28 protein-coding genes are annotated in these 17,738 nt (G+C 47.4%); all 28 read right to left on the reverse strand.

Features of this window, described 5'->3' with window-relative positions:
- Positions 1 to 97 precede the first annotated feature (97 nt).
- On the reverse strand, positions 98 to 535 hold the full coding sequence (locus H6A20_RS10340) for a GNAT family N-acetyltransferase (RefSeq protein WP_204907051.1): 438 nt from the start codon (positions 533 to 535) through the stop codon (positions 98 to 100).
- Positions 536 to 556: 21 nt separating this feature from the next.
- The gene (locus H6A20_RS10345) at positions 557 to 1,573 is read right to left on the reverse strand and encodes an aldo/keto reductase (RefSeq protein WP_204907052.1); all 1,017 of its coding nucleotides are present in this window, start codon (positions 1,571 to 1,573) and stop codon (positions 557 to 559) included.
- 25 nt (positions 1,574 to 1,598) lie between these two features.
- The gene (locus tag H6A20_RS10350) at positions 1,599 to 2,231 is read right to left on the reverse strand and encodes a formate/nitrite transporter family protein (RefSeq protein ID WP_204907053.1); all 633 of its coding nucleotides are present in this window, start codon (positions 2,229 to 2,231) and stop codon (positions 1,599 to 1,601) included.
- An 82-nt stretch (positions 2,232 to 2,313) separates the two neighbouring features.
- Positions 2,314 to 2,529 carry a hypothetical protein gene (locus H6A20_RS10355; RefSeq protein WP_204907054.1) on the reverse strand — a complete coding sequence of 72 codons (216 nt, stop codon included), beginning with the start codon at positions 2,527 to 2,529 and terminating at the stop codon, positions 2,314 to 2,316.
- Between the two features lie 32 nt (positions 2,530 to 2,561).
- Positions 2,562 to 3,398: a carbohydrate ABC transporter permease gene (locus H6A20_RS10360; protein ID WP_204907055.1), complete on the reverse strand. Its 837-nt coding sequence runs from the start codon at positions 3,396 to 3,398 to the stop codon at positions 2,562 to 2,564.
- Positions 3,395 to 4,225: a carbohydrate ABC transporter permease gene (locus H6A20_RS10365; RefSeq protein ID WP_243426207.1), complete on the reverse strand. Its 831-nt coding sequence runs from the start codon at positions 4,223 to 4,225 to the stop codon at positions 3,395 to 3,397. The genes H6A20_RS10360 and H6A20_RS10365 overlap by 4 nt, the downstream gene beginning before the upstream one ends.
- Positions 4,226 to 4,283: 58 nt before the next feature.
- A complete protein-coding gene (locus H6A20_RS10370) occupies positions 4,284 to 5,564 on the reverse strand; it encodes an ABC transporter substrate-binding protein (protein ID WP_204907057.1) in 1,281 nt (426 codons plus the stop codon).
- Positions 5,565 to 5,676: 112 nt separating this feature from the next.
- Positions 5,677 to 6,717 (reverse strand): alcohol dehydrogenase, encoded by a 1,041-nt coding sequence (locus tag H6A20_RS10375; protein WP_204907058.1) that lies wholly within the window; start codon positions 6,715 to 6,717, stop codon positions 5,677 to 5,679.
- A 31-nt stretch (positions 6,718 to 6,748) separates the two neighbouring features.
- Complete coding sequence (locus tag H6A20_RS10380; protein WP_204907059.1) at positions 6,749 to 7,117, reverse strand: VOC family protein; 369 nt, start codon at positions 7,115 to 7,117, stop codon at positions 6,749 to 6,751.
- Positions 7,118 to 7,125: 8 nt separating this feature from the next.
- Positions 7,126 to 7,947 carry a helix-turn-helix domain-containing protein gene (locus tag H6A20_RS10385; protein WP_204907060.1) on the reverse strand — a complete coding sequence of 274 codons (822 nt, stop codon included), beginning with the start codon at positions 7,945 to 7,947 and terminating at the stop codon, positions 7,126 to 7,128.
- A 59-nt stretch (positions 7,948 to 8,006) separates the two neighbouring features.
- Entirely contained in the window at positions 8,007 to 8,333 is a 327-nt protein-coding gene (locus tag H6A20_RS10390; protein ID WP_204907061.1) for a hypothetical protein, read from the reverse strand.
- 40 nt (positions 8,334 to 8,373) lie between these two features.
- Positions 8,374 to 9,489, reverse strand: a complete 1,116-nt coding sequence (locus H6A20_RS10395) for a Fic family protein (protein ID WP_204907062.1) — start codon at positions 9,487 to 9,489, stop codon at positions 8,374 to 8,376.
- 48 nt (positions 9,490 to 9,537) lie between these two features.
- Positions 9,538 to 10,191: a phage head-tail adapter protein gene (locus H6A20_RS10400; protein WP_204907063.1), complete on the reverse strand. Its 654-nt coding sequence runs from the start codon at positions 10,189 to 10,191 to the stop codon at positions 9,538 to 9,540.
- A gap of 29 nt (positions 10,192 to 10,220) precedes the next feature.
- Positions 10,221 to 10,844 carry a CatA-like O-acetyltransferase, family 2 gene (locus H6A20_RS10405; protein WP_204907064.1) on the reverse strand — a complete coding sequence of 208 codons (624 nt, stop codon included), beginning with the start codon at positions 10,842 to 10,844 and terminating at the stop codon, positions 10,221 to 10,223.
- A 12-nt stretch (positions 10,845 to 10,856) separates the two neighbouring features.
- Positions 10,857 to 11,492 carry a GyrI-like domain-containing protein gene (locus H6A20_RS10410; protein WP_204907065.1) on the reverse strand — a complete coding sequence of 212 codons (636 nt, stop codon included), beginning with the start codon at positions 11,490 to 11,492 and terminating at the stop codon, positions 10,857 to 10,859.
- Positions 11,482 to 11,991: a GNAT family N-acetyltransferase gene (locus H6A20_RS10415; RefSeq protein ID WP_204907066.1), complete on the reverse strand. Its 510-nt coding sequence runs from the start codon at positions 11,989 to 11,991 to the stop codon at positions 11,482 to 11,484. Before H6A20_RS10415 ends, H6A20_RS10410 begins: the two co-directional genes overlap by 11 nt.
- Before the next feature lie 59 nt (positions 11,992 to 12,050).
- Entirely contained in the window at positions 12,051 to 12,746 is a 696-nt protein-coding gene (locus H6A20_RS10420) for a 4Fe-4S binding protein (protein ID WP_207750403.1), read from the reverse strand.
- 79 nt (positions 12,747 to 12,825) lie between these two features.
- Positions 12,826 to 13,242, reverse strand: coding sequence for a pyridoxamine 5'-phosphate oxidase family protein (locus H6A20_RS10425; protein ID WP_204907067.1), 417 nt, complete (start codon positions 13,240 to 13,242; stop codon positions 12,826 to 12,828).
- A gap of 44 nt (positions 13,243 to 13,286) precedes the next feature.
- Positions 13,287 to 13,619, reverse strand: a complete 333-nt coding sequence (locus H6A20_RS10430) for a DUF3795 domain-containing protein (RefSeq protein WP_204907068.1) — start codon at positions 13,617 to 13,619, stop codon at positions 13,287 to 13,289.
- On the reverse strand, positions 13,616 to 14,023 hold the full coding sequence (locus H6A20_RS10435) for an SRPBCC family protein (protein ID WP_204907069.1): 408 nt from the start codon (positions 14,021 to 14,023) through the stop codon (positions 13,616 to 13,618). Before H6A20_RS10435 ends, H6A20_RS10430 begins: the two co-directional genes overlap by 4 nt.
- 65 nt (positions 14,024 to 14,088) lie before the next feature.
- Entirely contained in the window at positions 14,089 to 14,478 is a 390-nt protein-coding gene (locus H6A20_RS10440) for a GNAT family N-acetyltransferase (protein ID WP_204907070.1), read from the reverse strand.
- A gap of 26 nt (positions 14,479 to 14,504) precedes the next feature.
- Positions 14,505 to 14,879, reverse strand: coding sequence for a DUF3795 domain-containing protein (locus tag H6A20_RS10445; protein WP_204907071.1), 375 nt, complete (start codon positions 14,877 to 14,879; stop codon positions 14,505 to 14,507).
- Between the two features lie 31 nt (positions 14,880 to 14,910).
- Positions 14,911 to 15,141: a hypothetical protein gene (locus H6A20_RS10450; RefSeq protein ID WP_204907072.1), complete on the reverse strand. Its 231-nt coding sequence runs from the start codon at positions 15,139 to 15,141 to the stop codon at positions 14,911 to 14,913.
- A gap of 306 nt (positions 15,142 to 15,447) precedes the next feature.
- Complete coding sequence (locus H6A20_RS10455) at positions 15,448 to 15,948, reverse strand: methylated-DNA--[protein]-cysteine S-methyltransferase (RefSeq protein ID WP_204907073.1); 501 nt, start codon at positions 15,946 to 15,948, stop codon at positions 15,448 to 15,450.
- Between the two features lie 39 nt (positions 15,949 to 15,987).
- Positions 15,988 to 16,491, reverse strand: a complete 504-nt coding sequence (locus tag H6A20_RS10460; protein WP_204907074.1) for a GNAT family N-acetyltransferase — start codon at positions 16,489 to 16,491, stop codon at positions 15,988 to 15,990.
- A gap of 44 nt (positions 16,492 to 16,535) precedes the next feature.
- On the reverse strand, positions 16,536 to 16,979 hold the full coding sequence (locus H6A20_RS10465) for a GNAT family N-acetyltransferase (RefSeq protein ID WP_204907075.1): 444 nt from the start codon (positions 16,977 to 16,979) through the stop codon (positions 16,536 to 16,538).
- A gap of 15 nt (positions 16,980 to 16,994) precedes the next feature.
- Entirely contained in the window at positions 16,995 to 17,372 is a 378-nt protein-coding gene (locus H6A20_RS10470) for a DUF5655 domain-containing protein (RefSeq protein ID WP_204907076.1), read from the reverse strand.
- Positions 17,344 to 17,625, reverse strand: coding sequence for a GNAT family N-acetyltransferase (locus H6A20_RS10475; RefSeq protein WP_420846599.1), 282 nt, complete (start codon positions 17,623 to 17,625; stop codon positions 17,344 to 17,346). The genes H6A20_RS10470 and H6A20_RS10475 overlap by 29 nt, the downstream gene beginning before the upstream one ends.
- Positions 17,626 to 17,738: the final 113 nt, after the last annotated feature.

Raw genomic sequence — 17,738 nt, forward strand, 5'->3', positions numbered from 1 at the left:
TGCAGGCAACCCACTCAGATTTCAAAATCCTCAGACTTCATATTGCTGTAGTAGCGCCCCTTCTCCGCCATATTTCCTATCGTCTTTTCCGCATCTCTCATTGTCCTCCCTCTCCTTTCCACACCATCTCATACTCTTTCTCTCCGGTTCCCTCATCCAGCTCCTCCCGCCGGATACGGAACCCGTTTCTCAGATAAAACTTCACGGCCCGCTCATTTTTCTGATATACGCGGAGGGTGAGGACACCGTGCCCTTCCTTTGCAAAGTCCAGGAGGGCGGCGCCGATGCCGCATGACCGCTTCTCCCCTCTCACAAAGATCCCCTCGATATAGTCCCCGCTCAGACCGATAAAGCCGTCCGGACGACCTGTCTCCTCCGTGTACACATAGAGCGAAGCACCTGGCAGGAGGTCTTTCACAAGCTCCCGGCTGTCCTTCCAGTACCGTTCCGGTATGAAGCTGTGAGCCTGCAGATTACCCGCAAGCCAGAGTTCCATAACCGTCTCCAGGTCTCTCTCCTCAAATTTTCTGATCATCCTCTTTCCCTTCTGCAAAATTTATTTCAGAAATGTCTTGTAGTCCTCGTAATTCTTCGCAAGCAGTTCCGGTGTGTTCAGCCCGTAGGGACATTTGCTCATGCACTTTCCGCAGTGGAGGCAGCCCTCGATCTTCTTCATCTTCTCCTGCCACTCAGGTGAAAGCCATCCCTCCTGGGGCGCGCGCCGCAGCATCAGGCTCATTCTCGCACAGTCATTGATCGAGATCCCGGCCGGACAGGGCATGCAGTATCCGCAGCCCCTGCAGAAATCGCCGGAGAGCTGCTTCCTGTCCTTCTCGATCTCCGCAAGGAGCGCCCCGTCAAGAGCAGGCGGGCAGTCCTGGTAAGAGAGGAACTCATCCAGCTCGCGCTCCCTTTGCACGCCCCAGATCGGCGCCACATGGGCGAACTGAGGCTGGTTCATGTAGGCGTAGGCGCAGGCGGAATTGTGGATCAGGCCGCCGGCCAGCCCTTTCATGGCGATAAAGCCCATGCCGGCCTTCCTGCACATCTCCACAATCTCCAGATCCGCGTCTGCAGCCAGGTAGGAGAAGGGGAACTGCAGCGTATCGTACAGGCCGGATTCAATGGCTTCCTTCGCCACGGCGATGCGGTGGTTCGTAATGCCGATATGCAGGATCTTTCCCTGCTTCTTTGCCTCCAGAGCCGCGTCATACAGGCCGGATTCATCGCCCGGCTTCGGGCAGAAGGCCGGATTGTGGAACTGATAGATGTCGATGTGATCCGTTTTCAGCTTTGTAAGGCTCTCCTCCAGATCCTTCCACATATCCTCCGCGTTCTGCGCCGCGGTCTTTGTGCTGATCACGATCCTGTCCCTCGTGTACTCGAAAGCCGCTCCCATCTTCTCCTCGCTGTCCGAGTAGGCCCTTGCCGTGTCAAAATAGTTGATCCCGTTGTAAAATGCCTTCTGCAGCAGATACACGGCGTCCTTTTTGCTGATCCGCTGGATCGGCAATGCGCCGAACCCGTTCTTGTTTACCTCGATCCCTGTTTTTCCCAAAATTACTTTATCCATATGTTCACATCCTCCTTTTCTGCTTTTATTTGTGATCCAGCCGTCTCACTGCCCAGGCGATAAAAAGACCGCCGGCCAGGTTGCCTGCAGAGACGGACACGAGCACCTTCACTACCGCCAGCGCGTCTGCCCCGGCTCCCATGGCATAGCAGGACAGGTAGAACATATCCGCCACGATATGCTCAAACCCGCACAGGACAAAAGCTGTGATAAACAGCCATACATAGAAGATCTGGGCAAAAGAGCCTCTCTCAAATTTTGCCCCCACCAGCACTGCGAACGCGACGAAAAAGCCGCAGAAGATACCCAGCACAAAAAGACTTGCCGGTCCGTCTCCCAGTTTCGTCTCGCTGATCCCTGCCAGCGTCTCCCAGATCGTGTCCTTAAACCTCGTCACCTGCAGAGCCGCCGCTGCAAGAAGCGCCCCGATCCCGTTGCCGGCCCAGGCAATGCCTGCGTCTGCCCAGCCGTACCTGCGGTCGTACACCATAAGGGGGCACACCCGTGTCACGAGCATATTGTGCAGGTTGAGGACCAACAGGATGCCCACGGCAAAGAAGAGGCTTCCCACGGTCTTGTCCGGGATCGCCAGGTACGTCATGGCACCCATGGAAATGAAGATGCCGGCCATGATACTGCTCATCCATTTTTCTTTCATTGTGATCACTCCCTCTCTCTATTTTGACACAAAACAATAAAAAAAGCCATACACAGAATTTCCTGTGCATGGCTTCTTCGCATCAGTCTTTGAAGTTCCTCACTGCGTTGTGAAGATAATAGTACGGGACCGCAAGAAGAATGATGTTGATCACGATCTCAATCAGGCCGGCGATGACCTTGAACGCATTGAAGGCATACAGTCCGACGATGCCAAACAGCGCTCCCTCCAGATCCATACCGGTGGTATCCACTGTCACGCCCGATCCAAGGATCATCCAGATGGCCAGGATCGACACGGCGCCCAGTTTGTACCCTTGTCAATCTTTTTCTATCCTTTCACGGAGCCACTCGTCATGCCGGCGACAAGATATCTGCGGAATACAAGCGCCGCCACTGCGGGAGGTATGAGTGCGAGCATACCTGCGGCTGCAACAAGTCCGTACTGGATGCTGTCTTTCGTGACAAATTCAGAGACCACGATCGCCATTGGTTTGGTCTCCATGGAAGAAGCCAGGATCAGGGGGATCTGGAACTGACTCCATGTGTTGAGAAACATGATCAGCGCAACGGACAGAATGATAGGTCTTGAGAGAGGCAGGATCAGGCGCAGAAATGACTGCACTCTCCCGCACCCGTCTATGAGAGCCGCCTCCTCCAGTTCCCCGGGGATCGTGGAAAAATAGTTGGAGATGAGCCATACAGCCATGGGCAGGTAGGAACTGATATAGACAAGGGTGAGCCAGAACAGGCTGTCCAGCAGTTCTCCCTCTGCAAACATCCTGTACAGGGGAATGATCGTGGCCATGACCGGAATGACCATGGTGATAAGAAGCAGACTGCGGATCAGTTCTCTCCCGCGGAATCTCATTCTTCCAAGCACATAGGCAGATACAAGCGCAACCGGTATGCCGATGCACAGCGTAAGGCCAGCCGCTTTCAGGGAATTTCCAAGGCTGACAAAGAAGCGGCTGCCCCTCTGTCCGCCCGAAAAAAGCTCCGTATAGTTATCCCAGATGACAGTCTCCGGAAGCAGTCCCCCGTCCCCGGTAAACATGGCATGCTCCGGTGTGACGGAAAGAATAAATGTCCAGACAAACGGACCTGCTGTAAAGATCAGAAACAGGATAAGCGCCAGAACATATCCCGTTTTTTTTGCATATCTCATTCGTAGGACACCTCCTTAGCCAGGCTTCTGAGATAAAAGATCCCCAGGATCAGCGCGAAAAACAGAACAATATACGTCATGGCAGCACCCTCCCCGAAATTCAGGAATGTAAATGTAGTCAGGTAGCTGTCCATCAGAATGTTTTTGGCAAGATCACTGTACCCGGACAGCGCTACGATCTCATCAAACACGTTGATCGCCGTCACAGATGTGGATGTGACACCCACACCGAGAAACGGGAGCATGAGCGGCAGCGTGATCCGGCGGAAGATCTGCCAGCGCGAACCGCCGTCTATCCTGGCGGCCTCGTAGAATCCAGTGGGGATAGACTGACGCCCCGCCATGCAGACAAGCGCCATAAAGGGGACGCTCCGCCACACGACCACGATGGAGACAACAAGAAGCAGACTCCATCTGGAAGCAAGAAATTCCACCGGCTCCTCCGTCAGGCCGATCCCTGTCAGTAATTTGTTTAAAAATCCGTATCCTGAGTAGAACACGAAGCGCCACAGGATGCCGTTCACGAAGGGAGGCAGCGCCCAGGGAAGGACCGCCAGCGCAAGGAGTATGCCGGAGAAGCGCACGCGTATATTTAAAAATGTACCTATAAAGAAGCCCAGGAGCGTCGTGCAGGCAACTACAAACACAAGGATAAACAGCGTGTTCTGCATACTGTACCAGAAGTCATCTGAGCCAAGTATCTGCAGATAGTTTTTCAGGCCGATAAACCGGATATCTCCCGGCGCTGTCAGCTTCCATTTCTTCAAACTGTAGGAAAACGTGGCAACGATCGGATAAAATACTAATACACCCATGATAAGAATCATGGGTGTCAGCAACAAATATGGAAAGATCTTTTTTTTCATACGTCTCTTCCTGTTCTGTCTATTCTTCGCTGATCAGTTCCTCCAGAGCGCCGGACATCTCAGCGTATGCCTCCTGCGCGTTCAGCTCGCCGAGGGCCATCTTGTTGATCGCGTTGTACATGGCGCTGGACATCTCAGCATAGTAGGACGGAATACCGTTCGGGAACGGGGATGCCACAAGTTTTGCCTCTTCCAGCATAGCGCCGGAATTCTTGATCGTTCCCTCGTTGATCAGCTCCTCAAGAACAGAGTTGCGGGTCGGGATCGCGCTGTTTGTGTCATTGAGCTGCTTCTGCATATCCGCAGATGTATACCACTCGACGAACTGTTTCGCTGCCTCTTTATTCTCAGACATGCTGCTTACGCCGATCGCTTCGGGAAGCGGCATCGTCTGCTGGGCTTTCCCGTCTTTTCCCGGTGTCAGGATCGGTGTGATCTGGCCGACTACGCTGCACAGTTCCTCGTCCTGGATCCTGGACACAAAGGATGTGGGACCAGTCAGGAAGGAGGCCGTTCCGCCGCAGATCCGCATGTAGGCGTCCATTCCGGAGGATGTCTTATCTTCCGGCGCCACCAGTTCCTCATTGATCAGCGTCTCCATATACTGAAGCGCCTCCATTACAGACTCCTCGTTGAACGTACCGTCTTCATTCCACACGACACCGTTCATGGTATAGGCAAGCCACATCAGGCATGTGGATGTCTTCTCTTCCGCATTCAGCGCAATGGCAAACGGATGCTCTACCGTACCGCTCTCTTTCAGCGCGCGGCAGGCTTCCAGCACGTCATCCCATGTCTGGGGCTCCTCCGTAATGCCCGCAGCGGCAAACTGCTCTGTGTTATAGTAAGACAGACGGTAGTCATTGGCGTAAGGCATAGCAAGCACTTTGTCATCCACTGTAAATGTCTCAATGGTCGGCATGTCTGCCTTGTCCTCGTCTGACACCTCCAGCGGCTCAAGCCAGTCCGCTGCATAGAATTCACCTACCCAGGACCAGTCCACTTCCACCACGTCGGCCGCGCACTGATTAGCCGCCGCGGCTGTTGCGATCTTCTCGCGGATATCGTCCCATCCCACTTCAGAGCACTCGACCTCAATGCCTGTCTCTTCTGTGAACGCTGCAAGCTGCTCCTCCGTCGGGATTGCCCAGTCGGGCGCCATAAAGGTAATCTTGTTCCCGCTTTCTTCCGTGCTCTCGCCGCCCTCGGCCGCATCATCACTGCCTGCGCTTCCACAGCCGGCCAGCAGGGAGATGCTGAGTGCGGACACAAGCAGACTGCTCAGTAGTCTCTTCTTCATAATCTCATCCTCCAGTCAGGTTTTACTTCATCCTAGATTATAGACGCATAAAACGAGACCGGCAAATTCATAATTCACATATATAAGTCCATTTATAGACGGTGTCTATAGGTCAGATCCGCACAGCGTATTTGACCACATGCTCCTTCCTGTTCTCAAAAATATCATAGGCCTTCAATATCTCATCCAATCCGCACCGGTGCGTGATCAGGAACTCTGCGTCAAGCTTTCCGGACGCAATGAGATCCATGATCTCCCCGCAGGAACAGCCGTCCACACCGCCTGTTTTAAAGACCAGGTTTTTTCCGTACATATCCGGCAGGGGAAGCATCTGCGGCTCCTCGTACATGGCCACGATCACCACTACTGCATTGGGCCTTGCGATCTGCCAGGCAGTCCGGAAGGTGTCCGCTCCTCCGGCCACCTCAAAGACCACGTCCGCGCCCCTCCCTTCTGTCAGGCTTTGAACCGCTCCCAGGACATCCTCCCTTCCGGGAACAAGGGTCACATCTGCAAGGCCCTGCTCTTTTGCAAGCTGCAGCCGGAACGGGTCTGTATCAATGGCAAGGATCCTCGCAGGATGGAACAGACGCGCGCACAGCATCGTGCACAGGCCTGTCGGCCCCGCGCCGATCACAGCCACTGTATCGGAGGGCCCGATCTTGCCAAGCCCCGCAGCCCAGTAGCCGGTAGACAAAAGATCGCCTGTAAAAAGCGCCTGCTCGTCTGTCACGTGATCCGGGATCACAGTCAGCGCGTTGTCCGCATAGGGAATCCTCGCATACTCCGCCTGTCCCCCGTCGATCCGGCATCCCAGCGCCCAGCCGCCCTGCGGGTCTGTACAGTTATTGACGAATCCCCTCCTGCAGAAAAAGCATTCCCCGCAGAAAGTCTCCACATTCACGGCAACCCGGTCGCCCGGCTTTACCTTTTTCACAGCGCTTCCGACTTCTGCGACCCTGCCCACAAACTCGTGGCCCAGGATCACGCCGGGCACAGCCCTTGGCACGGCGCCGTGCTTGATGTGGATATCGCTGGAGCAGATCGTCGTCAGCGTCACCTGGATGACCGCGTCGCCTGGATCCTGAAGCACCGGTACCGGGCGCTCCTCCATGGCGATCTGCCCATTCCCTTTATATACGATCGCTTTCATTTTTACTCTCCCTCCTTTTGCAGATCCCTTATCACAGGCAGTCCGGTGTGCGCACCTCGATCAGATGCCCGTCCGGATCATAGAAACGCAGCATCTTCCGGCCCGGACCGCAGGGCGCAAGATGGTTCACGCAGCAGAGGGCCGGATATGTCTTTTCCAGTTTTTCCGCAAATGCCTCTATGTTCTTCTCCTCAAAATAAAGTTCACAGGCGTTGCTCCCTGTAAGAACATCTTTTCCCAGGGCCTGCTTCCAGATCTCTTCATCCTGGAGCACAAGGCCCTCTGTCAGGATCACGTTGCCGTCGCTTTCAAGTACTGCGTCAAGTCCGAAAAGTTCATGATAGAATTGTTTTGCTTTCTCAATATCCTTTACAACGATCAGAACATTTTTCAGTTTCATTGTCCCTGTCACCTCCCGTGTGCTTGGCCGGACAGATAAACTGCCGTCACACTCATATACTCTTCTCCCTGATACCTGTATTCAATGGTGAGGACGCATGTCCCACAGATATCCTCACCGCCCCTGTCCCGGATAAACCTGCCGGAATCAAGGGCCACCTTCACATCGCTGCCCTCCTGTTCAAAGGCCAGATCGTCCGCGATCCATACAGGATCGTCGCTTGTCCCGTCCCGGAACTCTCCCTGCACGCTCCGGACCAACTCCGGCCGGATATCCTGATAATCATAGTCCTGAAAATGTAAGACCACCGCGGGATCAGCTTGCAGGGATACCATGGGAATATCCCCCTCAATCTTTCCAAGGACTGCTTTCTTATAGGCTTCCGGTTTGGCCTTTTCAGACTCCGCAGTATACGTGATCGCCCGCGAAGGCGACGATTCCCGCAGGTTCACGGTCATCCTCACCTGTGTATCGCTGTTGATACGTGCGCCGTCTTCCGTCGCCTGAAATGCATTGTGCAGGATCATTACAAAAGTCAGTACCGCGACCAAAAGGATCCCGAGCAGCGCCAGCAAAAGCCTCTTCAAAACCGGGACCTTCTTTACAGAATCATCCACTCTTTTAAGGTATACCTCATCTTCTTTTAACAGGATATCAAAAGAAATCCCGAATGTCTCACTGATCTGCCGCAGGGATGTCATATCCGGGTAATTCCGGTCATTTTCCCAGTTTGAGACCGTCTGTCTAGTCACATGAAACTGATCGGCAAATTGTTCCTGGCTAAGGCCGCGCTCTTTTCTGATCTGCTGGATCTTGCTTCCCAAAGACATCCTACCACCTCCGCCTTCACAATAGCTGATCTGCCGGGAAAAGAACAGCAAGAATTCTTTTACATCCGGTGCAGCACCTTAAAAATGATCGTTCCGATCAACATGCCAACTGCCGCTACAACAAAGTACCAGACTGCATGTACGAACGCCGTCCCATTATAGTGAAGAAATACGGAGGGCAAAAAAACCACTGCCGCTGCCGCCGGATACAAATATTTTATTCTGTTTTTGGAAATGCTGCCAAGCAAAATGGACAGGATCAGGGTCGCAAACAGAATGAAAGCGACCATTCCCATACCATCGGTTGGTCCCGCCAACAGCGGCGAAATGTAAAACATAAAAAGCTGCATACAAAAGATTATAATTTCTGCGATATATCTTTTCATAGGTACTCCCCCTGACGGCAACTTCCCAAGCCACGCAATTCTATATCTTCTTAAATCTGTATTTCCCCTTGCCGTATCCGGACACCGGTTCTATTACTCCTGCCTGCAACAGTTTAGAAAGCAGTTTGGAAACACTGGAATTCTGAAGTCCAAGGATCCGGACAACCGCACTTCTCCCAAAAACACCATCATAACCAAATTGGTCAAACATCTGAGAAATGTGTTCTTTTGTCTTGCTGGAAAATGCTTTCCCCTGATCCGATAATCTATGTTCAATGTCTACTTTTGAGGTTTTAAAGTCTACTTTTTCCTCTCCAATGTCTACTTTTTTGGGCGTCCAATATCCACTTATATGCAGATACCGGTTATGCAGCTCGTTATTTTCACCTAAAATGAGATTTCTTAAAAATAGCTCCAGATATTCCGTTGTTTCATGTATATCTTTCTGCAAATTCGTATAATTGGCGCGAACTAAGGCATTTCTGAAATACCACGCATGCTTTGCAAAAATGTCATTCGTAACAGAAAAACCCAGCGTTTTCAGATACTTAATGAAAAATACTGCCGTTGTCCTCGTATTGCCTTCTCCGAAAATATGGATCTGCCATAACCGGGAAACAAATACCGCAAGATGATGAATGATCTCATCCATCGAAAGTCCTTTGTAACTAAAAGCCCTCTCCTGCGAAAAATCATAGTCCAAAGTTGCCCTTAACTCAGAAGCGCTTCCGTATAAAACAGTCTCCCCGTCCAGGACCCATTCTTTCTTTGTGATATTGTAATCCCGGATCTTTCCTGCATATGTATAGATTCCATGAAACAGCCGGCGGTGGATCGCAATATATTCGTTGGGCGAAAAAGAAAATGCTTCTTCTGACAGGATCTCTGCGATCCGCGAGGAAACTTTATCCGCTTCTTCTGTACGCGCTTCATCGGAAGCCACATGGTTATTCGCATAATAACTGTCGATCAGGCTTTTCGCCTCATCGAACGTAATATCCCCTTCAATATTTTTAACTGCCGTGTCAAGCAGATAATCTGAAGGGCTCAGGCCGTCCACCGCCTGCAGACCGATCGCCGTACTCCAGATATAGCCCCGGCTGGCCTTATCCGGTTCAGACGCTCTTAAATATTCCTTAAATGGATCTCGTTCCATGTGGACACCTCCATAAAATTATCAGCACTATAAGTCTGTTTTGCGTTTTTAATGTATCTTATTTTTTATACGCAAACTTGCTTCTATATGCATAATCCAATGTCTTGAAAATGGCATTTGTATCAGCCCGCGAATATCTTTACCACACCAGTAATTGATCAGCCAGCTTGCATTTTCATCATCACTTACAACATTTAGTGATTTTAACTGTTCTTTTCTTTCTTCTGATATTTTCTTTTTCATCTCATCGTAAGCCAGACCACTAATGATCTTCTCGGTACTGTTCTTCACCTCGAAAATATAGGAATAAAGTTCTTCCAGATTGAGTTGTTCTGAAAACTCCGCAATCTGCTCTTTTACCAATTCATTTCCTGTTGTAATGATAGGCGAATTAATACGTTCTTGATAATTGCCCGCAAAAAAGATCTGCCTGCTTTCATTTATCAATGTATGGGCAACGATATCCTCAATGCGGAAAATATGCCAGATAGAATATGCAATGGTTTTACTGTGATAACCGCTTGCATTTATAAATGGAATCGCATTAAAATCTTCTCTGGTCAACTCTTCATGAAGAGATATTAAGGTCTCCATTAACTGATTTCGCAAATGAAATAATGTGGCAATGCCTTCTTCATAAGTATCTTTTTTCTTAATTTGCGCCTGCATTGTTTTGTTTAGTTCTGACCACATCTTATTCATAATCTATGATACTCCTATTCATCCTTCCGCTATTTCAGCCTATTGATCTCGTCCTGCAGTCTTTCCAAAAATCTACCCGCATGTGCCCCGTCCATCTGCGTGTGATGAAACTGGAACGAGATTGGCAAGTAATATCGGAACCATTTCTTTTTGTATCTGCCCCAAATAATGAACGGATTATTGAAAATACCGCTGTTCATACCAACAGCTCCATCAAGTTCTGTATCTATGATAGCGGACGTGCCGATGACCATACTGTTTTCGGATAAGTCCCTGCCCTGACAGCTTGCGGCGACCTGCGCTGTGTACTTCAGATACTCCTCGTTGAACTGATCTAACTCGGCTTTATAGGAAAGGTCGCAGGAGCTGACTTCGCCCTCTTTGTTTTTCACGATGGTATTGACTGCTATGGTGTCATACTGTATGAGCTTATCGCCCACCGGAAGGATATAAAACTCCTTTACCTTTACGGCGGCTCTGCCGATACAGTAATCCAGCAGCATATTAAACTTCAGACTTCTTTTCCTGCTGACTCTAATCAAGTTGGTCACATCAAAGGTCCTGAAAAAAGTTACCATTGGATTGGGTGCTTTCATCCAAAGTTCATAGGCCGCAGCCCGCGTCGTGTCTTTGGGGGCAATTTCTTTTGGCATATTAACCTCCGATCATTCTGCTTTCCGGATTGGATGTCGCACGACTGTTTTCAGCCGGCTCACATCGCATTTTCTCGGATCGCTCAGATAAATTTCGTGATGGTATCTTGTATCCGTAATATCCAGCTCATATCCGTTTGCTTTCATATAGTTGTGTATGAGATCAACGGTGGCAGGCTCATCATCGTAAGAACCGATGTGCATACACTGAACGCATAATCCTTCGTCATAGGGGAAGAACTCGACTTTTGAAAAATCTTGCTTCTTCTTTTTCGTTGCTTCCTGAACTGCCCACTCAAAATCTTTCTTCGTTACAAAGTCCGGCAGCCGGATCATAGAGATAAAGTGCATATCTTCTTTTCTTGCATAATCAAGTCCCTGTGTGTTTTCCTGCCACCAGAGCCCTTCAAGGGGCGGCACCACATACTCAAAGAAACCCTCGATCTTATGCGTCCCCTTGTAGCTCATCTTTATAGTAAAGGCAATGCCATATAACAAGCCGATGGAGTTTTTGTATTCTCCGTCTTCCTCATTGGGATTGCCTTTCCCCCGGACTGCTATGTAGTTCATTTGAGGAATCTCTATAATTCCGGGCTTGTTCTTCGGCATATAAAATTCTTTGTATTCTTTCTTGTAGTCAAAAGCCATTTTCTTCCTCCATTTTGCAAATAGAATTTAGGTCAACGATCATAATGTATTCTTCATCCGTCTCGCAAACTGTCGTAAATCCCGCTTTTCGATATAGCTTCACTGCATAATTATCCTTTTGAACAGATAAAGAAAGCTTTGCATAACCAGCAGCTTTTTCCGTTGACAGCATTTGTGTGAGTAATGAAGTTCCGATTCCCATACTCCTGTACGCTTTAAGAACGGACATTGCAAGGGAAGGCGTATTCTCATCAATATGTCCGTAGTCGTTCATAATTCTTGCCCATATTGCTCCTACAATATTTCCGTCAATTTCTGCAATCAAAGCCTTATCGTGTTTGCTGTTTCCAAAATCTGCAATATATATTTGCAATTCGGGACAAGTTATTACAGATTTAGGCGGCGCAGCCGTACCAGCCGGAATATAAATTGCTTCGTACAAAAAGTCACTGAGCAGACTATATTCTTCTTTTCGCATTTCTCTTATAGAGTAACTCATATCTTACTTGTTTCTTATCATTCTTAAATTTATTGCTCCCACACAAACTGGGATTTACCTTAATCGTTTCCCCTCAAAATCGAATTTTGACTGCCTAAGTTATACGGACAAATATCCCTACATCTATGACAAGCTATTCTCCAAACCTGCTCTTCTTCATCATCTCCAAATGCAAAATCCCAACAGGATTGCTGTCTTATTTCTGGATTTTCTAAAGCGTTTACAGGACAAATATCAACACATAAGTTACAGTTATTACAAAGAGGTTCTTTCATTTTATCAGGCTCAAGATCCTGTTCACATAACACTGCTCCTAACCAGACCATACTTCCAAACTCTGGCGTTATTAACAAAGAATGCCTTCCTATTGTTCCCAACCCTGCCGCTTGAGCTATATGTTTTTGCGAAACAATAGAACGCCATCTGTTAGTATTTTTATCCCATTGGCTTTCATTTGTAGGAATAGGAACACATACTATCTGGTTCTTTTCCATTTCAATACAAAAATCCAGAGCTATCGCATCCATTTTTGACGTGATAGAATTTCTTACCCTTGTATATGGAATATTAGACTTACACCTAAGTGTTCCTACTGGAAATCTGCAGCCAAAAGAAATTACCGATTTGCAAGTCGGAAGTACATCTAAAGGATGATAGCCTTTCAGTGCATTATCAAACCTGTCTATACTTGCTATACCACACAAATCTGCACCTAACGCAAACGCCATTTCCTTTATACTTTTACTATCCACCATACAATACCCACCTCCGTAAATTTCAATTTTCTGCTCGACAACTTAGGATTTGTCTGCTTAACAAACTGGGATTTGAAATTTAAAAATCATATCTTGTTCCATGTGAAAGTAACAGCCCGTCCGTTAATTTCACGCATAAAATTATAGTGTTTTCATCATCAAAATTATTATGCCCATTATCAATCCATTCAGCAAAAACTCTTTTCAGTTTTTCTGCAATTATACGATTTTCTTCTTTTCCAAAATAGCCCAAATTCTTCCCCTTTCCGTGTGCTGTAAACCAGTCACCCGCTATTGCAACATTTGGGTTATTCTCTATTTGTTTTATTTTGTTAGAAAGTGCATGTGTAATAATATAAAATGACCCCTCCTCATAATAGGCATTTACATTACGCACATATGGCACTTCATTCGCCGCCGTTGCTAATGCAATCACCGTGTCTTTTCCAAAGCGTTCCATCATTATTTTTTCAGCTTCTGAACTTAATTTTCTCATAAGGTTACCTCCTTTACAAATTCCAATTTATTATTCTATGTATTCTATCCTTTCAAATTCTCCAAAACCATCGGATTGTTTTTTAGAATCGCTCCAACAGTCAGGCAGGTTTCTAAATCCGGACAGTCACCGCAGGTGGAAACACCTTTTTTCAAAGCACATTTCCGGATTTCACATATATGCTCGCAAAATACCGTTTTTGCCCCATTCATACGGCAGCCCTCACAGTTAATATGTTCCGGCAAAATCGGAGCATTATTCAGCTCTGCCCACAACTTCGCCGTTTTCTCCCGCAAAGCCTGATCGTCATTGACAGTCGCTATATATGCGTCGCATTTTTCGCAGTCCAGCCCGCAGTATCCGATCATATCTTTCATAGGTTGCTTCCTCCCAATGCTTTTCTTATATCCACAACAAATTGTGCCTGCTGTTTTTTCAAATATGATTTCACAAAGGGTTTTAGCAACCATTTCTTCGCCTCCACTTGCTCCGTAAAATCTATCTCTGTTTCATCGCCTTTGGCAGTGAAAATGCCTGTCCAATGACCTGTCATATTGCTGTTTTCCATATCAAATTCCCATCGTCTGTATGGTTCAACAAGCGTTACGGTAAAGCTTGTAGGATAGCTGTCTTGGGTGTATTCAATAAATTGCTTATCACTGATAACTACTGTTTTACTCAAGTCACTTCTCCAGGCAGCGTAATTCTCAATATTCAAAACAAAATCCCACACTGTGTGAAGTTCGACGGGAATCAGCGCTTTTATATTTGAAACCGCCATTTTTGCTTCCCCCTTAAATCAATCGTATTTCTCAATATGCACGATGACAATCGCCGACTGATTCTCTACGACTTAGAATCATTTTTTTCTATCATATACGACTGTAAACTCTTTTCACATCCATTTTTTTCATAAAACGCTTCAACTCCAGGCTGTGCACCAAAATACAGCATAGTTGGAGAAGTTTCTTTTGCCAAATGGAGAAGTTTACTTCCAATACCATGCTTTTGATATTCCGGTAAAACAAGTAATTCTGTAATAGTTCCGAAAAAATAACCGTCTGTAAGTATACGCAGACATCCTACAAGCATGTCTCCATCATAGGCCGTTATATTAATGGTCTTAGATAAGGCCGCTTCCGTTTTCTCAATATCATACCGACCTTCCCATACTCTATTAACAAATGAAATAAAAACGTCTGCTTTCAGTTCTTTATCATCAATCTTATATTCCATGAACTCTATATCCCTTTAATAACAATCTATCGCGCTCCCGTTAAGATAAAATTCATTAACTGTTCTACATCATCAAAGTCATCGTAATCCCCGTTTATACCCTCTCGATGATACACAACACCATTTTTCTCATTTCTCTCCAAACAATCCAGAAGCTTTTCCTCTCCATACTTTTTGGCAAACAGGCTAAATGTATATGGCTTAATTTTCCTCAATAATCCTTTTCTGCAATCTTCTTCACACTCATAACAATGTGTCAGCCCTTTTGTAATCGAACATTTTTTATTTTCACAAGAATCATTATCCGGGCAGCCGTTTGATCCACATCCATTGCAATCTGGATTTTCTGTGCATAAACAGCATGCAAGGCCACATCTGGCAATTCCTAATTCCCGTTTCATAAAGTTCCTCCTCAGCTTCCAGGTTATCAGTCTACCAATATTTCTCTATACAACCCCTGGCTTCTTCTTCTGTAAGCTCATAGGTGTCCTGAAGTTTTTGCAAAATCTGCCCCTTCGGAATGTCGAATTCCTTCAAAGAATGTATCAATCCACAGATTCCCCGCTCCTGCTCTTCCTTTTTACCATCTTGATATCCATCCTCATAGCCCTCTTTTTTCATGGCTTTCTCGTATGCTTCCTGATCAAATCCTTCCAGTACCATCTGTACCACCTCTGCTTTCTGCGCTCTCAGACTGCCATCATCGATTTTCTCCTTTCATTATAGAAAACAAAACAAACCGTTGCAACCTTTAAGTGAGCTCAAAAAAGGTCTGGAAATAAATGGCGGAAACCGCCGGATATAAAATGGACGGCCGGAGGATCCGGCCCTTTGTGGAGAAAGAACTCTCCCGTTGATTGTCTGTTCATTATAGTGGAAAGACTCTTAAAAAACAAGATGGCAGAATGGACAAATTCTTTAGTCATTACTTCTGTCCAGACTTAGTAAATACAACATCGTCTGTCCACTTTAAAGACAGCCTGTCTTTTCCAACTTCAGCAGATACATTTTTTTCTCTATACCGCCGGCATATCCCGTAAGACTGCCATTTGCCCCTACCACACGGTGGCAGGGCACAATGATCGAGATCTCATTGTGGCCTACCGCGCCGCCTACGGCCTGTGCTGACATACGCGGCAGTCCTTTCTTAGCGGCGATCTGCTTTGCAATCTCGCCGTATGTCATCGTCTGGCCGTATGGAATAACGCAGAGGATTTCCCATACTTCCTTTTGAAAGTCTGTGCCTGCAAAATGAAGCGGTACAGTAAAGTCAGGCTCTTTTCCTGAAAAGTAAATGTCGAGCCACTGTTTTACTTTTTCAAAAAGGGGAATCTCTTTTTCCTCGTGTTCCTTGTCCAGATGAAGGGCGAAATATTTTTGCCCCTCAAACCATAAGCCCGTCAATCCAATCTCGTCCGCAGCTAAAAGAATATCGCCGATGGGGGAACGATAATGACTGATATACTGCATGCTCAACCCTCCCATTTAATTCCAGCAGAGATCCCGCTTCTATTCCCCGTCTTCCAGGAGATAGTAATGCGGAATGATATCTTCATAATGTCCGTCTTTCATCAGAAAACCGCCCGGTATAACTCCAAGCTGGACAAACCCCAGTTTCTTATACAATTGCAGCGCCGCGTGATTTGTCCTGACGACAGCATTAAACTGCAAAATGCGGAAGCCACACTCTCTTGCCCTCTGGATCGAATCCAGGACCATCTTTTCTCCGGCGCCGTTTCCTCTGGCTTCCTTTAAAACAGCATAACTGGTATTCGATATGTGACCGCACCGGCCCACGTTATTGGGGTGAAGGATATAAATTCCCAGAATGGCTCCTGTATCTTTGTCCTCCGCCACGCCGGTATACGTCTGTTCCTGGAAAAACCGAAGCCCTTCTTCCGGTTCCAATTCGTCCAGAAAGGGAAATGCAATCCCGTCCTCGATCACCTGGTTCCATATTTTGAGGGATGCTTCCAGATCCCTCTCCTCAAATCTTCTGACACATATTTCCATGATTTGTCCCTCCTCAAATTTTATCTGCGACTGCCAATTCCAGGCTATTGTAATTTCATAAACAAGATGGGGTACGGATTCCCCTGCTCGTCAATCTCTGATCTCTCCCGAACCCGAAATCCCATATGCTCATAAAATCCTTTGGCCTGCGAGTTCTGCTCATTGACAGTCAGTTCTTTGACGCCATATTCTGTAATGCCATATCCCAGCAGCTTTCTTCCCAATCCCCTTCCCCGCTCTTCAGGCGTAAGAAACAGCATTTCCAGCTTTCCGCCGTCAATCCCCATAAAAGCAATGGGCGCTCCTTCGGCGTTGGTTTCAACGATTAGATCCGGCACGGCAGTCAGGGCAGCCGGCACGAATTTCTTGATTTCTTCGATTTCCCCGTCAGATAAGAACAGATGGGTTTCCCTTACTGATCTTTCCCATACGCCAAGCAACTGCTCTACCAGCAAGGGCGTTCTGTCCTCTTTTCTGATTTTCTTCATAACACACCTCAGCGTTTATTTCGTACTCGCAAAGGCATATGCCTCTGCTACCCAGCCCAGCAGTTCTTCATCTAGCTCATCTGCTGATCCGATCACGATATGCGTGGTCCACCGCCCCGGATAAGGTTCTGTCTTCACAGCCACCCGGGGAGATTCCAGCGGATAAGGCATGCAAAGCGTGATCACAAGGTAGGGATCTGGCAGCTCTTTCTTCTTTTTTACCCGGGCAAAAGATACGCAGGCAAAGAGATGCCGGTTTGAAAAGGATATCTGTGATTTCTGCACCTTGATACTCGTGTCCGGATGTTGATCCATAACTGTGCCTGCAAATGCTTCATACAGCGGAAGCGCTTCCGGCTGCTGTTCAAAAAACGAAAGTGTAGCTGTATCCATCTGTCTGTTTCTCCATTACATAATTTGTCAGTTCTATCCCGCATCTGACAACTTTTTGCTGTCTGATTACCCGGTAGCCCCTGTGTTCGAAAAAGGGTCTGGCCGTAATAGACGCATGGGTCGTAATAGTCTGCTTTCCTGTCTGCTGCTCCAGTTTATCACAGATGGCAGAGGCGATTCCCTCTCTCTGGTGATACTTATGAACATACAGCCGGTCTAAATAGCCGGATTGATTGATATCACCAAATCCCACGATTCGAGACCGTTTCAAGTTTTGTGTAAATTCAAAAAACTGATATAAGATATGTCATTAGTTACTCTTGGGCAGAGCTGTTTTTTTGAGGTTCTGCCCTTGCTTGTATTATA

The sequence above is a fragment of the Mordavella massiliensis genome, assembly GCF_016901695.1.
GTDB lineage: Bacteria > Bacillota > Clostridia > Lachnospirales > Lachnospiraceae > Claveliimonas > Claveliimonas massiliensis_A.

What these genes read in the sequence shown, in the direction of transcription:
- H6A20_RS10425 (WP_204907067.1), bottom strand. Translation starts at nt 13,242, where the DNA reads ATGAGAAAATTAAGTTCAGAAGCTGAAAAAATAATGATGGAACGCTTT.
- H6A20_RS10460 (WP_204907074.1), bottom strand. Translation starts at nt 16,491, where the DNA reads ATGGAAATATGTGTCAGAAGATTTGAGGAGAGGGATCTGGAAGCATCC.
- H6A20_RS10370 (WP_204907057.1), bottom strand. Translation starts at nt 5,564, where the DNA reads ATGAAGAAGAGACTACTGAGCAGTCTGCTTGTGTCCGCACTCAGCATC.
- H6A20_RS10430 (WP_204907068.1), bottom strand. Translation starts at nt 13,619, where the DNA reads ATGAAAGATATGATCGGATACTGCGGGCTGGACTGCGAAAAATGCGAC.
- H6A20_RS10350 (WP_204907053.1), bottom strand. Translation starts at nt 2,231, where the DNA reads ATGAAAGAAAAATGGATGAGCAGTATCATGGCCGGCATCTTCATTTCC.
- H6A20_RS10445 (WP_204907071.1), bottom strand. Translation starts at nt 14,879, where the DNA reads ATGAAACGGGAATTAGGAATTGCCAGATGTGGCCTTGCATGCTGTTTA.
- H6A20_RS10345 (WP_204907052.1), bottom strand. Translation starts at nt 1,573, where the DNA reads ATGGATAAAGTAATTTTGGGAAAAACAGGGATCGAGGTAAACAAGAAC.
- H6A20_RS10360 (WP_204907055.1), bottom strand. Translation starts at nt 3,398, where the DNA reads ATGAGATATGCAAAAAAAACGGGATATGTTCTGGCGCTTATCCTGTTT.
- H6A20_RS10375 (WP_204907058.1), bottom strand. Translation starts at nt 6,717, where the DNA reads ATGAAAGCGATCGTATATAAAGGGAATGGGCAGATCGCCATGGAGGAG.
- H6A20_RS10420 (WP_207750403.1), bottom strand. Translation starts at nt 12,746, where the DNA reads ATGGTGGATAGTAAAAGTATAAAGGAAATGGCGTTTGCGTTAGGTGCA.
- H6A20_RS10465 (WP_204907075.1), bottom strand. Translation starts at nt 16,979, where the DNA reads ATGAAGAAAATCAGAAAAGAGGACAGAACGCCCTTGCTGGTAGAGCAG.
- H6A20_RS10440 (WP_204907070.1), bottom strand. Translation starts at nt 14,478, where the DNA reads ATGGAATATAAGATTGATGATAAAGAACTGAAAGCAGACGTTTTTATT.
- H6A20_RS10380 (WP_204907059.1), bottom strand. Translation starts at nt 7,117, where the DNA reads ATGAAACTGAAAAATGTTCTGATCGTTGTAAAGGATATTGAGAAAGCA.
- H6A20_RS10455 (WP_204907073.1), bottom strand. Translation starts at nt 15,948, where the DNA reads ATGCAGTATATCAGTCATTATCGTTCCCCCATCGGCGATATTCTTTTA.
- H6A20_RS10405 (WP_204907064.1), bottom strand. Translation starts at nt 10,844, where the DNA reads ATGCCAAAAGAAATTGCCCCCAAAGACACGACGCGGGCTGCGGCCTAT.
- H6A20_RS10400 (WP_204907063.1), bottom strand. Translation starts at nt 10,191, where the DNA reads ATGAATAAGATGTGGTCAGAACTAAACAAAACAATGCAGGCGCAAATT.
- H6A20_RS10415 (WP_204907066.1), bottom strand. Translation starts at nt 11,991, where the DNA reads ATGAGTTACTCTATAAGAGAAATGCGAAAAGAAGAATATAGTCTGCTC.
- H6A20_RS10470 (WP_204907076.1), bottom strand. Translation starts at nt 17,372, where the DNA reads ATGGATACAGCTACACTTTCGTTTTTTGAACAGCAGCCGGAAGCGCTT.
- H6A20_RS10450 (WP_204907072.1), bottom strand. Translation starts at nt 15,141, where the DNA reads ATGGTACTGGAAGGATTTGATCAGGAAGCATACGAGAAAGCCATGAAA.
- H6A20_RS10410 (WP_204907065.1), bottom strand. Translation starts at nt 11,492, where the DNA reads ATGGCTTTTGACTACAAGAAAGAATACAAAGAATTTTATATGCCGAAG.
- H6A20_RS10395 (WP_204907062.1), bottom strand. Translation starts at nt 9,489, where the DNA reads ATGGAACGAGATCCATTTAAGGAATATTTAAGAGCGTCTGAACCGGAT.
- H6A20_RS10365 (WP_243426207.1), bottom strand. Translation starts at nt 4,225, where the DNA reads ATGATTCTTATCATGGGTGTATTAGTATTTTATCCGATCGTTGCCACG.
- H6A20_RS10340 (WP_204907051.1), bottom strand. Translation starts at nt 535, where the DNA reads ATGATCAGAAAATTTGAGGAGAGAGACCTGGAGACGGTTATGGAACTC.
- H6A20_RS10435 (WP_204907069.1), bottom strand. Translation starts at nt 14,023, where the DNA reads ATGGCGGTTTCAAATATAAAAGCGCTGATTCCCGTCGAACTTCACACA.
- H6A20_RS10390 (WP_204907061.1), bottom strand. Translation starts at nt 8,333, where the DNA reads ATGAAAAGATATATCGCAGAAATTATAATCTTTTGTATGCAGCTTTTT.
- H6A20_RS10385 (WP_204907060.1), bottom strand. Translation starts at nt 7,947, where the DNA reads ATGTCTTTGGGAAGCAAGATCCAGCAGATCAGAAAAGAGCGCGGCCTT.